15 protein-coding genes are annotated in these 11,735 nt (G+C 61.7%); 14 read left to right on the top strand and 1 reads right to left on the bottom strand.

Translation table 11 applies throughout. The features are described from left to right. The first annotated feature begins 151 nt into the window (after positions 1-151). From B0T39_RS09360 to B0T39_RS25615, 13 genes are all read left to right on the top strand, one after another. Positions 152-454 carry a hypothetical protein gene (locus B0T39_RS09360; RefSeq protein ID WP_114154687.1) on the top strand — a complete coding sequence of 101 codons (303 nt, stop codon included), beginning with the start codon at positions 152-154 and terminating at the stop codon, positions 452-454. Between the two features lie 12 nt (positions 455-466). Then, entirely contained in the window at positions 467-916 is a 450-nt protein-coding gene (locus B0T39_RS09355) for a terminase (protein WP_081545981.1), read from the top strand. Positions 917-918: 2 nt separating this feature from the next. Then, positions 919-2,397 carry a phage terminase large subunit gene (gene terL, locus B0T39_RS09350; protein WP_081545979.1) on the top strand — a complete coding sequence of 493 codons (1,479 nt, stop codon included), beginning with the start codon at positions 919-921 and terminating at the stop codon, positions 2,395-2,397. After that, entirely contained in the window at positions 2,379-4,577 is a 2,199-nt protein-coding gene (locus B0T39_RS09345; protein WP_081545977.1) for a phage portal protein, read from the top strand. Before terL ends, B0T39_RS09345 begins: the two co-directional genes overlap by 19 nt. Positions 4,578-4,592: 15 nt before the next feature. Continuing rightward, positions 4,593-5,774 (top strand): HK97 family phage prohead protease, encoded by a 1,182-nt coding sequence (locus B0T39_RS09340; RefSeq protein WP_081545975.1) that lies wholly within the window; start codon positions 4,593-4,595, stop codon positions 5,772-5,774. A 69-nt stretch (positions 5,775-5,843) separates the two neighbouring features. Beyond that, positions 5,844-7,370 carry a hypothetical protein gene (locus B0T39_RS09335; RefSeq protein WP_081545973.1) on the top strand — a complete coding sequence of 509 codons (1,527 nt, stop codon included), beginning with the start codon at positions 5,844-5,846 and terminating at the stop codon, positions 7,368-7,370. Between the two features lie 51 nt (positions 7,371-7,421). Continuing rightward, positions 7,422-7,757 (top strand): hypothetical protein, encoded by a 336-nt coding sequence (locus B0T39_RS09330; RefSeq protein ID WP_081545971.1) that lies wholly within the window; start codon positions 7,422-7,424, stop codon positions 7,755-7,757. A gap of 4 nt (positions 7,758-7,761) precedes the next feature. Beyond that, positions 7,762-8,280 (top strand): head-tail connector protein, encoded by a 519-nt coding sequence (locus B0T39_RS09325; RefSeq protein WP_081545969.1) that lies wholly within the window; start codon positions 7,762-7,764, stop codon positions 8,278-8,280. Continuing rightward, complete coding sequence (locus B0T39_RS09320) at positions 8,277-8,765, top strand: hypothetical protein (protein ID WP_081545967.1); 489 nt, start codon at positions 8,277-8,279, stop codon at positions 8,763-8,765. Before B0T39_RS09325 ends, B0T39_RS09320 begins: the two co-directional genes overlap by 4 nt. Beyond that, complete coding sequence (locus tag B0T39_RS09315) at positions 8,762-9,193, top strand: hypothetical protein (RefSeq protein WP_081545965.1); 432 nt, start codon at positions 8,762-8,764, stop codon at positions 9,191-9,193. Before B0T39_RS09320 ends, B0T39_RS09315 begins: the two co-directional genes overlap by 4 nt. Positions 9,194-9,260: 67 nt before the next feature. Next, positions 9,261-10,034, top strand: coding sequence for a hypothetical protein (locus B0T39_RS09310; protein WP_081545963.1), 774 nt, complete (start codon positions 9,261-9,263; stop codon positions 10,032-10,034). 51 nt (positions 10,035-10,085) lie between these two features. After that, entirely contained in the window at positions 10,086-10,412 is a 327-nt protein-coding gene (locus B0T39_RS09305) for a hypothetical protein (RefSeq protein WP_081545961.1), read from the top strand. A gap of 92 nt (positions 10,413-10,504) precedes the next feature. After that, positions 10,505-10,666 carry a hypothetical protein gene (locus B0T39_RS25615; RefSeq protein ID WP_176219529.1) on the top strand — a complete coding sequence of 54 codons (162 nt, stop codon included), beginning with the start codon at positions 10,505-10,507 and terminating at the stop codon, positions 10,664-10,666. A gap of 328 nt (positions 10,667-10,994) precedes the next feature. Here B0T39_RS25615 and B0T39_RS25815 read toward each other — a convergent pair whose 3' ends face one another. Further along, complete coding sequence (locus tag B0T39_RS25815; protein ID WP_081545959.1) at positions 10,995-11,375, bottom strand: Arc family DNA-binding protein; 381 nt, start codon at positions 11,373-11,375, stop codon at positions 10,995-10,997. A 128-nt stretch (positions 11,376-11,503) separates the two neighbouring features. On the opposite strand from B0T39_RS25815, the gene B0T39_RS09295 reads away from it, so the two are divergent. Continuing rightward, positions 11,504-11,674, top strand: a complete 171-nt coding sequence (locus B0T39_RS09295; protein ID WP_141111155.1) for an Arc family DNA-binding protein — start codon at positions 11,504-11,506, stop codon at positions 11,672-11,674. Positions 11,675-11,735: the final 61 nt, after the last annotated feature.

The raw sequence follows: 11,735 nt of genomic DNA, 5'->3' as shown, positions 1-11,735 counted from the left end.
TCCATGGTTTGGGCTGTTTTGTTTTCAGGCCTCCTCAAGACCCTCTGCACATCCCCATAATGCAAGGGTTTCACCCCAGATACCACATGAATAATCCGCCTGATTCATGACCTCGCCCCGCCCGCCGCGGGGCTTTTTTTTGGAGCCTCAAATGCTGACCCTCACCCCCATCAACGAACCGATGTGCTTCTGCATCCGTCCGGTCAACGTCAACCAGGACGGCTCGATCTCCGCAACCGTCTCCCTTGGCGTGGTCCGGGAGACTGCCCCCGCAGCCGAGGGTCAGCCGGCCAGCCGGACCTTTGTCACTTTCGCCCAGCAGTCCCACTTCATCACCCAGGAAGAAGCTGTGACCGTCCTGGCCACCCGTCCGGATGAAGGCGAATCCCTCAATGACGCGCTGTCCCGCGCAGTTCACACCGCGCTGAAGGCCAAGGGCGCGATCCAATTCTGAAGGAAATAGCAGATGGCGAACCATACAAAGCTGACAGCTGAAAAAATGGCGCGCTTTCTGGAAGTGCTGTCGAACACCGCCAATGTTTCGGCGGCGGCCAAGACGATACGTGTGTCGCGCGGCCACCTGTACGAGGTCCGCGCCGGCAACGACGACTTCGCCGCCGCCTGGGACGAAGCGGTCAAGCTGGGCACATCGGCACTCGAAGACGAAGCCGTGCGGCGCGCCATGGACGGCACGCTGAAGCCGGTCTTCTACAAGGGCCAGAAGTGCGGAACGATCCGCGAGTACTCCGACACCCTGCTGATCTTCCTGCTGAAGGCCCGCGATCCGGACAAGTACGCTGACCGCGTGCGGAAAGAGCTCTCCGGCCCTGGTGGTGGACCGATTCAGCAGCAAACCCAGCTCAGCAGCGTTGCCGAGTTCCAAGAGGTTCTGAAGGGCATCATCGACGAGGTCTGACCATGAGGGAGTTCAGCGCGAAGGAACGCGAGGCTGCACGCATCGCGGCGCGCGAGGACTTCTATTTCTTCGTGCGCTGGATGTTCCAGCAGCGCAAGAAATTCAAATGGCGCCGCGCCAGGCAGCACAAGCTGATCTGCGAAGCTCTGATGCGGGTCTTCCGTGGCGAGTGCAAGCGGCTGGTCATCAACATCCCGCCGCGGTACTCCAAGACGGAGATTGCGGTCGTGATGTTCACGGCCTGGGCGATGGGGAAATGCCCGGATAGCGAATGGATACACACCTGCTATTCCGGGAAGCTGGCCACCAAGAACAGCGCCGAGATTCGCGAGATTGTGCGCTCACCGGCATACCGGGAGATTTTCCCAGACGTCCACCTGCGCGACGACAGCCAGGCCAAGGACGACTGGGGGACAACGGAAGGCGGCGTCTTCTACGCGGTAGGCTCTGGCGGCACGATCACCGGCTATGGCGCCGGCAAGGTGCGCGAAGGCTTCGGCGGTGCGATCGTAATCGACGACCCGCACAAGGCCGACGAGGCGCGCAGCGACACGATACGCAACGGCGTTATCGAGTGGTTCCAGAGCACGCTGGAGAGCCGCTGCAACAGCCCTGAAACGCCGATCATCCTCATCATGCAGCGCCTGCATGAGCGAGACCTCTCCGGCTGGCTGCTGGAGGGCGGTAACGGCGAGAAGTGGGAGCACGTCAAGCTGAAGGCCCTGCAGGAAGACGGTACGGCCCTTTGGCCAGAGAAACACACCGTCGAGCGGCTGCAGATCATGCAGCGGGCCAGCCCCTACACCTTCGCCGGCCAGTACCAGCAAGAGCCATCCCCAGGCGACGGCAACACCTTCAGGCCCGACGCCATCCCGATCATCGACGCTGTACCAGCCGGCACTCGCTGGATAAGAGCGTGGGACTTCGCCGCAAGCGTGCCAAAACCTGGCAGTGACCCAGACTGGACAGCCGGCGGCAAGCTTGGAATTACCCCCGATGGCCGTTTCATCATCGGCGACATGGTGCGCATGCAAGGCGCGCCGCACGAGGTCGAAAGCACGCTAAAGAACACAGCCGACAGGGACGGCAACAGCGTCAAGGTCAGCATCCCGCAAGACCCTGGCCAGGCCGGCAAGTCCCAAGTCGCTTCATTCACACGTCTGCTGGCGGGCAAGTCCGTCAGTTCGTCGGTTGAGTCCGGCGACAAGGTGACGCGCGCCGAGCCGTTCGCGGCCCAGTGCAACGTCGGCAACGTGATGATGCTGCGCGCACCATGGAACGACGCATTGATCGCCGAGATGCGCGTATTCCCTAACGGCGCGCACGACGACCAAGTCGACGCCCTATCACGCGCATTCCACGAGCTGTTCGGCGGCAACACCGGGATGCTCGACTACCTGCAGAAGCTTGCGCAGGAGGCCGAGGCCCGAGCCGCAGCAGCGCAGCAACAACAGGAAAACCCATGGCTCAACCCAAGATAACCCCCATCGAACAGGGACTGATCGCCCGCGTTGTCGCCGGCGCGCGCTTCATGCTATCCGGCAATGTCCCCGACGAGTGGTTCGGGCCAGGCGAACCGCCGGCGGCAACCGCACCGGATAGCGTCGCCGGGCGTCAGTCTGACTTCCGGACAGGCATCAACCTGACCAGCAAACCACGCCAGGACGAAGCGGTTACCTTCGCCCAGATGCGCGCGCTTGCCGACAGCTACGACCTGATGCGGCTGATCATCGAGACCCGCAAGGATCAGCTGGCCAAGCTGAAATGGACAGTCAAGCGCAAGGACAAGGTCGGCACGCCGGCGAACGAATCAGCGGAGCCGGACGCGCGCTGCGATCAGTTGGTCGAGTTCTTCCAGTCCCCGGACAAAGAGCACGACTGGAACACCTGGCTGCGCATGCTGCTGGAAGACCTGCTGGTGATCGATGCCCCCGCCGTCTACCCGCGCAAGACGCTGGGCGGCGCGCTGTACGCCCTGGAGCCGATAGACGGCTCCACGATCAAGCGGGTGCTGGATCAAGGAGGCAGGACGCCGGCGCCGCCTGATCCAGCGTACCAGCAGATCTTGAAGGGGCTGCCGGCGGTCGATTACACCCGCGAAGAGCTGATCTACATGCCGCGCAACCCACGCACGCATAAGGTCTACGGACTCTCTCCAGTCGAGCAGGTGATCACCACCGTCAACCTTGCGCTGCGCCGGCAGGCGTATCAGATGTCCTACTACACCGAGGGCGCCACGCCTGACCTGATTTTCTCTGTCCCCGAGACGTGGTCTGCTGATCAGATCGCGCAGTTTGAATCCTTTTGGAATTCGATTTTGGCGGGTAACGACAGTGAGCGCCGCCGGACTCGGTTCGTCCCTGGCGGCGTCAAGCCGTTCAACACCAAGGAAATCGCACTCAAAGACGAAATGGACGAATGGCTGGCGCGCATCGTTTGTTACGCCTTCAGCGTCTCGCCGCAGCCGTTCATCAAGGAGATGAACCGCGCCACAGCGCAGACCGGCGCCGAACAGGCGCTGGCCGAAGGCCTCGCCCCGATGCAGGAATGGGTCAAGGCGCTGATGGACCGGATCATCCTCCGTCATTTCGGGTGGAGCGACATTGAGTTCGTCTGGCACGAAGAGGAGTCAGTCAAGCCGCTGGAGCAGGCCGAGATCGACAAGAAATATGTCGAGGCGAAGATCCTGCACCCCGACGAAGTCCGCGCCAAGCGCTTCGGCCTGCCGGCACTGACGCCCGAGCAGCGCGCGGACATGAACCCTGCCCCGCCAGTGGTCGATAACGGCCCAGGATCGGGGGCTGATGACCCAGGCGAAGCCGGCGACGGCAAGGAAGACGACGGCGGCAAGGAGGCGCTGGCCAAAGCAAAAAAAGCCATTCGCCCGATCAACCGCGAGCGGGCTGCGGTTGTTCGGGCGCGTGCGGCGATGAGTGGCGCTATTGAGCAGTTCCTTGCCGGCCTGGCCGAATCGCTCGCAGACCTGGCGCTGCATGGAGGCACGGAAAAAGACGAAGGCGCCATGGACTACAGCCCGACCGTCTTCGAAGACGCGATCGAGCGCGCACGCTGGGATTTGCTGGCGAAGCAGGTACGCAAGAGCCTGCGCTCGCTGGCCAAGGATGGTGTCGCCGCCGGCTTCGGCCAGCTCGGTGCGGATCTTGGCGACGTGCCAGCGGATGTCCTGGCGCAGGCCAACCAGAACGCAATCGCCTACGCGGACAGCCGCGCGGCCGAGATGGTGGGCATGCGATGGGTAGATGGAAAGCTGGTTCAGAACCCTGACGCCCGCTGGCGTATCGACGAGACAACCCGCTTGCGGGTCAATGAGCTGGTCACCTCAGCAACGGAGGAAGGCTGGTCCGCCAGCACGCTGGCCAACGCCATCGGCGAGGACCATGTCTTCGGCGCCGCCCGCGCGGAGATGATCGCGCGAACCGAGTCGGCATTCGCTGACGCCGAGGGCAACCTTGCAGCCTACGTAGAGAGCGGCGACGTCGAGGGCGTGGAGTGGATCACCGGCGCCGGCTGCTGCGCCGCATGTGCAGCCCTGGACGGCCAGCGGCGGGCACTCGGCAAACCATTCCCCCATGGCCGCGGGACCGCACCGGCACACCCGCACTGCCGTTGTGACGTTGTGCCGGTCCTGATAGACGAATAACCCGGAGAAGTGAAGATGAGCAAGAAAACCCTGTACGGTGACATCTCGAAAGTGGAGGAGATGGACGACGGCACGCTGAAGGTCTGGGGCATCGCCTCGACCGAAAGCGTGGACTCTGACGGCGAGATCATCACCGCCGCAGCGATGAAGGCCGCCCTGCCTGATTACATGAAGTTTGGGGCGGTGCGAGAGATGCACCAGCCCAAGGCCGCAGGCACCGCGTTGGAGGTGGAAGTAGGCGACGACGGCGTCACCAAGTTCTGCGCGCACGTGGTCGATAGCGAGGCGGTCAAGAAGGTGAAGGCGGACGTTTACAAGGGCTTCAGCATCGGCGGCCGCGTCACTCACCGCGACGAACTGAAGAAAACCACCATCACCGGCTTGCGCCTTACCGAAATAAGCCTGGTTGACCGCCCTGCCAACCCAGATGCGGTGATCACATGCTTCAAAGCGGACGGCATCGAACTGAACGAACCGCTGGCCAAGGGCCTGTACAGCGTCAGCCGCTTTGCTGACCTGCTCGATAGCCTGGGCTATCTGGTCTCCAGTGCTGAGTACGAAAAGCAGTGCGAGCAGGACGACAGCCCGATTCCCCTGCAGATGCGCGAATGGCTGGCACAGGGTGCGGAGCTCCTGAAGGCCATGGCCGCCGAGGAGGTCGACGAGTTGCTGGCCAGCCTGCAGTCGGCGGTCAAGGCAGCCAAGACGGATGGCCTGACCAAAGCCGAAGGTGAAGCCAATGACCTTCACAAGGCCGGCCGGCGCAACAGCAACACCGACCAGGCCACCCTGAACCAGATCATGAAGCTGCTCAAGGAGCTGGGCGCCGAGGATACGGACGACGACGAGGCCGACAAGGTGGCCAAGGCCGAGCAATTCGGTGAGCTCACCAAAAAGGCCAACGACCACGATGCACTGCTGAAGGCCTGCGGCGCGGCAGGCTGCGCCGAGGGCGAGATCGCCGCCGACTTTGTGGCCAAGCTTGGCACCGAGCGCGACACGCTCGCCAAGCGCGTCAAAGAGCTGGAGGCCACGCCGGAGCCCGCGAAAGCAACCTTGAAGGCCCTGACCAAGGGCGACGACCTCGGCGGTGGCGCTGACGACACCCCTGCGCCCCAGGTGCAGAACAGCGACGGCAGCACGAACGAGGTAGCCAGCCTGATCAAGATGGTCCATTCCGGCCGCCGCATCGGCTGACCAACAAAGCGTTAAACCCGACCCGCCCAATGGCGGGTTTTTTCATGTCCTCACAGGAGCAAACACGCCATGGGCGCGAATCAAACTGAAGAAACTCTGGAACTGATGAAGGCCGCACAATTGAAGGTGCTGCCGGATGAAATCCTCAAGGCCTACACCCAGCCGGGCGGCCCCACCTCGGGCCTGCAGGCCTACGACCTGGAAGGCCCGTCCAAGAAGCTCTACCCGATCATGACCCCGCTGCGCAACAGTATCCCGCGCGTTGGCGGCGGCTTCGCCACTCAGGCGAACTGGAAGGTCGTCAGCGGCATCAACATCGGCAACCAGCGCGCCGGCGTGTCTGAAGGTCGTCGCGGCGGCGTGATCCAGCACCAGTCCGCCGACTACTTTGCCGCCTATCGCGGCTACGGACTGGAAAACAACGTCACCTTCGAAGCGAACTACTCGTCGAAGAACTTCGAGGATGTGAAGGCGCTGGCGGTAACGCAGACGCTGGAAGCAACCATGGTTGAGGAAGAACGGCTGATCCTGGGTGGCAACACCTCGGTTGCCCTGGGCACCACCCCGACCCCGACCGTAATCGCCAGCAACGGCGGCGGTAACTTGCCCGCCGGCAACTACTCGGTGATTTGTGTCGCCCTGGGCGTTCAGGCCTGGCTGGATGCCTCCGGCCCGAACAATGGCGCCATCGGCCAGGCGTTTGATCCGGCTTTCAGCCGCGTGCCCGGCCAGATCAGCCGCAACAACGCAGACGGCACCGTCGAGACCTTTGGCGGCGGCTCGGCGCAAAAGTCGGCACCGGGCACCGGCACCACATCCGGCACCACCGGCTCGCTTACCGCTACCGTTTCCGCCGTGCGCGGCGCTGTCGGCTACGCCTGGTATCTGGGCGCGGCCGGCGCGGAGAAGTTGGTCGCGCTGTCCACCATCAACAGCGTGGTGCTGAAAGATGCGCCGCAGGCCACCGCGCAGCCGGCCAGCGAACTGCAGGCGAGCGACAACTCCACCAGCCAGCTCGATTTTGACGGCCTGCTCGTGCAAGCCTTCAAGCCCGGCAGCAACAGCTATGTGAAGGTGATGCCCACCGGCAACGCCGGCCAAGGCACCCCGCTGACCAGCGACGGCGCCGGCGGCATCGCGGAGTTCGAGGAGGCGTTTGCCTGGTTCTACAGCCGCTACCGCCTGAGCCCGTCGACGATCTACGTCAGCACCCAGGAACTGCTGAGCGTCACCAAGAAGATCATCGCCAACGGCGGCGCGCCGCTGCTGCGCCTGTCGATCGATGCTTCGAATCCGGCGACCATCTCGGCGGGCACCGTGGTCGGTGACTACCTGAACAAGATCACCGGCCAGCGCGTCAACATCCGCGTGCATCCGAACATGCCGGCCGGCACGGTGTTTTTCTTCACCGAGCGCCTGCCCTACCCGCTGGCCAACATCGGCAACATCGTCCAGATGAAGATGCGGCAGGACTACTACCAGATTGAATGGCCGCTGCGGACCCGCCGCTACGAGTACGGCGTCTACGCCGACGGCGTGCTGCAGCATTACGCACCGTTCTCGATGGGCATCATCACCAACATCGCCAAGGATTAACCCCTGCTGCCCGGCCATGCCGGGCAGCACCATCGCCAAGGAGATTCACACATGGTCAAATTCAAATGCCCGGAGGGCGTCAGCTCCGTCAGCGTGGGCGGCGAGCAGTTCAATGCCGACGAGGACGGCTTCATCGAAGCGCACGATAACCTGGCCGGCCTGCTGGAGCCGCACGGCTTCACGCGCGGGCTGAAGATTATCGACACTGCCGGCAACGTCGTTGTCGACATGAGCGGCGTCGGCGCCGAAGAACTGATGCCGCAAAGTGGCTTTGCTCCTCCTGTTCGCTCCCAAGCTCCGCTCGACGCCAAGCAGGAAGAACAGAAGCAGTCCCGCCGCAAGGCCGCCACCGCGCCCAAGGGCGAACCCAAGCAGGCGCAGGAGTAAGCCCATGCTGACCACACTGGAGAACGCAAAGGCGTGGCTGAACATAACCGATAGCGCCAGCGATGCAATGCTGACGCGGCTGATCACCTCCGCCAGCGAGTTCATCGAAAACTGGTGCGGTCGGCGCTTCGCCAAGCAGGAATACACCGAACGACGCGACGGCCACGGAAACGACGTGATGGTGCTGGGCGCATGGCCGGTGTCCCAGGTTTCCAGTGTGGTCATCGACGGCCAGCCCGCGAGCTTCGTCTTCGACAAGACCAAGGTCGCGCTGCTCGGCGGCAATCGATTCACCCGCGGCCGCATGAACGTCCTTATCACCTACCAGGCCGGCTATGACACGACCCCGCCGGACATCGAGCAAGCCTGCATCGATCTTGTTGCCTTGCGCTTCAAAGAGCGCGACCGCATCGGCCACCAGTCCAAGAGCCTGGCCGGCGAAACGGTGACGTTCTTCATCGGCGATCTGTCGCCCGCGGCGCGCGGGGTGCTGACCCAATATCGGAAGGTGGTGCCGATATGATCCGCCACGAGATTGTGGGAGATAAGCAGACCATCGAGTTTCTGCGGCAGGTCCACCCGCAGGTGCAGCGCAATGTCGAGGCCACAATCGGCCGGCTGACGCTGAAGCTGCTGGCGAAAGTCAAAGCGGAAAAGCTTTCCGGCCAGGTGCTCAACGTCCAAACCGGCCGCCTGCGGCGCTCGATCAACCGGCGCATCGCCGGCGCGGGGACTACTTCGATTGCCGGCTTTGTCGGCACCAATGTCGAGTACGGAAGGCGCTGGGAGCTGGGCTTTCATGGCACAGAGACCGTGCGCGAGCACCTTCGAGTGGTCAAGGAGGCCTGGGGAAAACCCATTGCACCGCGCATTGCCACAGTAAAGGCCCACACCAGGGAGGTCGAACTGCCGGCTAAGTCGTTCCTACGCTCTGCGCTGACGGAAATGGAAGGCGAAATCGTCAGCGCGCTGTCCGAGGCAACGCGAAAAGGGATTCAACGCCGATGAACCGAGAGCAAATTTACGCCGAACTGTTTGAGCGGCTGAAAGCCATTCCCGGGCTGCGCACCACGAGCCGCAAGCTTCGGCACTGGAGCGACGTGGATTCGAGTCAGCAGCCCGCTCTTTTCCAGGCTCAAGGGCGCCAGATAGCCGCCCCGGGCGATCCAGCACGCGGTGTTCCGACTAAGTGGACGTTTTTGATCGATGTCTACGTCTACGCTCGCACCGACGGCGACCGTGTGCCTGGCACCGTGATGAATCCGCTTCTTGATGCGATCGAGGCCGTGACCAAGCCAGACAACCCGGTACAGCGCGTCCAGACCCTCGGCGGCCTTGTTGAGCGCTGCTGGATCGAGGGCGACATCGAAACCGACGAGGGCACCCTCGGCGATCAGGCGGTGGCCATCGTGCCGTTCCGCATCCTGGCGACCTGACGGCGCCGCATTTTCACCAATCCAGCCCGGCCACGCGCCGGGCTCTCTCGTTTATGGAGACACCACAATGTCGCAATTTGGATTCGGCTCGGGCATCCTCTGGGCCACCCCGCAAAAAGACGCCCTGGGCAATATCATCGCCAACCCGACGCCGATCATGGTAGGCGTGATGCAGGAAGGCAGCGTCGACATCAACTTCGAAAACAAAACGCTGCACGGACAAAACCAGTTCCCGGTCGCGGTCGGCCGCGGCAAAGGCAAGATCACCGGCAAGGCCAAATTTGCCCAACTGTTCGGCGCCATGTTCAACAGCATCATTTTCGGCCAGACCCTGACCGGCGGCCTGGTGACCGCGAACTACGACACAGCGGGCCAGGCCATCCCAGCATCCCCGTCGCAAGTCACCGTCAGCCCGCCGAACGGGGGCACTTTTACGCGCGACTTCGGTGTCATCGGCAGCAAGGGCTTGCCGCTGAAGCGTGTCGCCAGTGCGCCGACTGCCGGCCAGTACATGGTCACCGCCGGCGGCCAGTACACATTTGCGACGGCCGACGCCGGCAAGACGGTATTCATCAACTACGAATACACCGTCGACACCGCCAGCGCGCCGGATGCAACCAAGTCCACGGTAATGAACCTGCCCATGGGCTCCGCGCCGGCGTTCACAGCCGACCTGTTCCTGCCCTACCAGGGCAACAGCATGAAGATCACGCTGTTCTCTGCCATTGCCGGCAAGCTGAGCCTGTCCACCAAGCAGGACGACTTCCTGGTGCCCGAGTTTGACTTCGAGGCCTTCGCTGACCCCATGGGCCGTGTCGTCGCTTATAGCCTGTCCGAGTAAACCCACCAGCCCGGCCGCCGGCCGGGCGCTCTTCCCACAAAGGAATCCCAAATGACCGAACTCGTGAAAATTAAAGGCATCTCCGTGTTGCTGAATGGCAAAGCCTACGTTATTCCACCGCTGAATCTGGCGGCCTTGGAGCAGTTGCAAGACAGACTGGAGCAATTTGACGGTGGCATTGGCAAAGAAAGCATTTCTACCGTGTTGGACGCGACCACCGCAGCGCTCAAGCGCAATTACCCCGACCTCACCCGCGACCAGGTGGCAGAGTTGGTGGACGTAGCCAATATGGCAGAGGTGATGGAGGCCATCATGGACGTGTCCGGGCTGAAACGAAAGGCGCAGGAAGTGGAGGGTCAGCCTCAGGGGGAAGTCTAAACTGGGGTGAGCTCTATGCTCACCTCATCGCTTGCACGGGACTGCCATGGGACACAATCGGAGAGCAGTTCGACCTGCCGCGCCTGGAGGCCATGAACACCTACTGGCGCAATCACCCGCCTCTGCACCTGATGGTCGCCGCGTATCTGGGCATCAAACCGGAGTCCAAGAGCACGGCCGGCGGCCAGCCCGATGACCAGCCCGATCTGGTCACCCTGCTTGCACAGTTCCCGCAGGGTGGGATGTCGGGATAGAATCGCGGCATAAATGACTATCGGGTGATTGCAATGGAACTTCTGGCAGTTTGGCTTATTTTTTCAATCATTGTCATTGTGGTGGCAGAAGGGCGTGGCCGATCACGATTATGGTGGTTTCTGATTTCGTTAGTCATTAGCCCGCTACTTGCGCTAATCGCCTTGCTAGTCCTGCCAAATATTAAGGCAGATGCTCGTGAGCCAAACCCGCAAACCCATGTCAAGTGCCCAGACTGCGCCGAGCTAGTGAAACGCGAAGCCAGAAAGTGCAAACACTGCGGGTGTACCTTAACACCGCAATGAACAAAGCCGCCCAGGGCGGCTTTGTTCATAGTAGCTTCTTCCGAAGTAGCTCTTTCAATTCTTGAGTACGTGACGTTGACACTTCGCCATCCCATGGCTCCACTTGAGTCTCTGGGATCAGTTGGATGTAAGACCGCATACGATCAGCAATCTCAGAATCAAAGTCAGGGCTTGTAGCCTTGAAAATTTCGAAGACCGTTTTGTAGAGATTCAACTCATTTACCATACCTTCCGTCACTCGTGGCGCAGAGCTAAAAGTCTCTACTAACCGAATGACAATCTCTGCATTCATGGAGCGTCCGTTAGCCTTAGCAAGTTCGGCTATGTGCTCCCGCATGCCATCAGGTAGGCGCAACATGAACTTGTCAGACTCACGACCGACCGTCGATTGGGGCTCTTTTTCCATGCGTAGATGATAGTGTCTCTGTGACTTGTTGCAATAATGTCACCGTGACTGCGTTGACATTGACATCGGCTATTCCTGCCTCTAAGATGCAAACACGTCACCGTGACATCAAAAGGAGATTGCTCTACATGAAAAACGCTCGAAACATAACAGCAACCCCGATACGAATCCCTGAGGAGCTTAAGAACTGGCTCAAGCATAAGGCCATCGACAATTACCGAAGCTTGAATGGTGAGATTGTTGCGCGGCTTGAGGAGAGTCGTAAACGCGAGGAGGAGCAAGTTGACGAGGCAGCCTAAGACCACCCCAGAAATGAGTGAAGCCCCAACAGCTGGAACTGTTGAGGCCTCGGTATCGAAA

Origin of the sequence: Chromobacterium haemolyticum (assembly GCF_002081825.1) — a bacterium.
GTDB classification, from domain to species: Bacteria; Pseudomonadota; Gammaproteobacteria; order Burkholderiales; family Chromobacteriaceae; genus Chromobacterium; species Chromobacterium fluminis.
This window is presented reverse-complemented; position numbering and strand designations above follow the sequence as displayed.

What these genes read in the sequence shown, in the direction of transcription:
- terL (WP_081545979.1), top strand. Translation starts at nt 919, where the DNA reads ATGAGGGAGTTCAGCGCGAAGGAACGCGAGGCTGCACGCATCGCGGCG.
- B0T39_RS09330 (WP_081545971.1), top strand. Translation starts at nt 7,422, where the DNA reads ATGGTCAAATTCAAATGCCCGGAGGGCGTCAGCTCCGTCAGCGTGGGC.
- B0T39_RS25615 (WP_176219529.1), top strand. Translation starts at nt 10,505, where the DNA reads ATGAACACCTACTGGCGCAATCACCCGCCTCTGCACCTGATGGTCGCC.
- B0T39_RS09360 (WP_114154687.1), top strand. Translation starts at nt 152, where the DNA reads ATGCTGACCCTCACCCCCATCAACGAACCGATGTGCTTCTGCATCCGT.
- B0T39_RS09305 (WP_081545961.1), top strand. Translation starts at nt 10,086, where the DNA reads ATGACCGAACTCGTGAAAATTAAAGGCATCTCCGTGTTGCTGAATGGC.
- B0T39_RS09295 (WP_141111155.1), top strand. Translation starts at nt 11,504, where the DNA reads ATGAAAAACGCTCGAAACATAACAGCAACCCCGATACGAATCCCTGAG.
- B0T39_RS09340 (WP_081545975.1), top strand. Translation starts at nt 4,593, where the DNA reads ATGAGCAAGAAAACCCTGTACGGTGACATCTCGAAAGTGGAGGAGATG.
- B0T39_RS09310 (WP_081545963.1), top strand. Translation starts at nt 9,261, where the DNA reads ATGTCGCAATTTGGATTCGGCTCGGGCATCCTCTGGGCCACCCCGCAA.
- B0T39_RS09345 (WP_081545977.1), top strand. Translation starts at nt 2,379, where the DNA reads ATGGCTCAACCCAAGATAACCCCCATCGAACAGGGACTGATCGCCCGC.
- B0T39_RS09355 (WP_081545981.1), top strand. Translation starts at nt 467, where the DNA reads ATGGCGAACCATACAAAGCTGACAGCTGAAAAAATGGCGCGCTTTCTG.
- B0T39_RS09335 (WP_081545973.1), top strand. Translation starts at nt 5,844, where the DNA reads ATGGGCGCGAATCAAACTGAAGAAACTCTGGAACTGATGAAGGCCGCA.
- B0T39_RS25815 (WP_081545959.1), bottom strand. Translation starts at nt 11,375, where the DNA reads ATGGAAAAAGAGCCCCAATCGACGGTCGGTCGTGAGTCTGACAAGTTC.
- B0T39_RS09320 (WP_081545967.1), top strand. Translation starts at nt 8,277, where the DNA reads ATGATCCGCCACGAGATTGTGGGAGATAAGCAGACCATCGAGTTTCTG.
- B0T39_RS09325 (WP_081545969.1), top strand. Translation starts at nt 7,762, where the DNA reads ATGCTGACCACACTGGAGAACGCAAAGGCGTGGCTGAACATAACCGAT.
- B0T39_RS09315 (WP_081545965.1), top strand. Translation starts at nt 8,762, where the DNA reads ATGAACCGAGAGCAAATTTACGCCGAACTGTTTGAGCGGCTGAAAGCC.